This window comes from Halodesulfovibrio aestuarii DSM 17919 = ATCC 29578, from assembly GCF_000384815.1.
In the GTDB taxonomy this organism is placed as follows: domain Bacteria; phylum Desulfobacterota; class Desulfovibrionia; order Desulfovibrionales; family Desulfovibrionaceae; genus Halodesulfovibrio; species Halodesulfovibrio aestuarii.
In genome coordinates this window covers 1-2,057 of sequence record NZ_ARQF01000004.1, presented here as the reverse complement: position 1 = coordinate 2,057, position 2,057 = coordinate 1, and the positions used below count along the sequence as shown (strand labels likewise).

Sequence of the window (2,057 nt, the reverse complement as noted above, 5' to 3'; positions counted from 1 at the left end):
CGCCTTCAGTGATTGTGTCGTGTCCGTCACCTATGTTGAAGATGTAGGTATCGCCGCCGATACCGCCTGTAATTGTATCGTTACCGATGCCGCCGACAATTACGTCATTACCATTTCCGGCATTGATGATGTCGTTACCGGAGCCGCCGATAATTATGTCGTTACCGCCACCAGCATTGATGGTGTCATTTCCACTTAGCCCTAAAATTCTATTGTCTTCAGAGCCAGTAACAAGAAGGTCATCTCCCTCTGTGCCAATTTTATCAACCAATGAAGACGCAGAAGATGACAGTTCTATTTCACCTAACTCTATAAAATCCTGATTTGACAAAGTGTTTTTAACAATAAAGATAGAACCATCAGCAAATTCCAACTGTTCTATTTGATTGTATCCACTTCCAAGAGCATCAACAATTCGGATTGAGTCAGCTGAACTATGCTTAAAGACGACAAGTAAATCGTCACCATCAGAACGTAGCAGAATGTCAGAAGCAAAGATTCCTTCTCCAAACTTTAGTATATCTGTCGATGCCTGAGAGAGGTTAGCGGTATTATCATGAATAATATCATGGCCATCACCACTATTGTATATATAGACATCTGCGCCAGAGCCACTATTTAGAGTGTCATCGCCTGCGCCTCCCGACAGTGTATTATTACCACCAATAGCACTAATTGTATCATCGCCTGCGCCACAAAATACAGTATCACTCCCTCTACCTACAGAAATGATATCGTTACCAGAACCACCATAGACGATGTTCCGACCATAGCCGGCATCGATTACATCATCACCGGCACCACCAAAGATAGTGTCATTATTATTTAGTGATGTAACAGTATCATTTCCATCGCCACCATATACTGTATTTGCGCCATAGCCGGCATTAATTATATCGTCGCCAGCCCCACCATCAATTGTATCAGCAGAATTACCTGTGGTTATGATATCGTCACCACCAAGACCTTTTAACGTGAGAGCCAGTGGAGTCGATGATAGATCAATAGTATCGGCGCCCTCGGTAAAGAAGATTTCCGGTAACTCATTTCGCACGGAAAACGAGCTACCATCTGCAAAGGCGATACGGTCTATTAACTTATAAGTATTACTTACCCCATCAACAATACGGATGGAATCACTCTCTGTTCCTTTAAACGTAATAACCAAGTCAGTGCCATCTAATGAAAAAACAAGATCATTCTCAGTTATTCCTTCTCCGAATATTATTTTATCACCGTTAACAGTCCCTGAATGTTTTCCTGAAGCATTATCATGGACAATATCATGACCATCGCCACGATTATAAATATAGTAATCATACCCTGCTCCCCCCTCCAGAGTATCATCACCTAAGCCACCCTCAATAGTGTTTGTCCCAAGACCTGTGATGATAGTATCATTACCTTCACCACCATGTAATTCATTGGTTCCACCACTAACGATAATGCTGTCATCACCAGCATCGCCATATATGGTATCATTATGACTCGCTGCGGTGATAGTATCATTTCCGTCATCACCGTGCAGGATATTCTTACCATAACCGGCATTAATTATATCATCACCGGCACCACCGGAAATGGTATCTGCACCACTACCTGCTGTAATTGTATCCTTTCCCTCACCACCATATACGATATTATTACCAGCACCGGCGTTGATGGTATCGTCACCAGTTCCGCCATCAATTGTATCTGCAGAACTACCTGTACTTATGCTATCATCACCACCAAGGCCGTTTAACGTGAGTGCAATTTGAGCCGAGGATTGATCAACTATATCTGCATTCTCAGTAAGAGATATCTCCGAAAGTTCAGTTCGCACAGAAAACGAGCTACCATCTGCGAAGTCAATATAGTCTATTAGCTTATAATTATTACTTACCCCTTCAACGATATGGATAGAATCACTATCTGTTCCTTTAAAGGTAATGACGAGATCATTACCGTCCAAGGAAAAAGCTAAATCATCCTTTGTTATCCCTTCCCCAAACTTTATTCTGTCATTGGTATAATACCTTGTGGCTTCAGCAGCATTATCGTGAATCGTGTCATGA

Annotated in this window: 1 protein-coding gene and 1 pseudogene; both read right to left on the bottom strand. The window is 42.1% G+C overall.

The features are described from left to right. On the bottom strand, positions 1 to 1,825 hold a 1,825-nt coding region (locus tag F461_RS0100050; protein ID WP_248642535.1), incomplete at its 3' end, for a calcium-binding protein. Positions 1,826 to 1,837: 12 nt separating this feature from the next. Next, positions 1,838 to 1,954, bottom strand: a pseudogene (locus F461_RS19600) (calcium-binding protein); the annotation flags it as partial. Positions 1,955 to 2,057 lie beyond the last annotated feature (103 nt).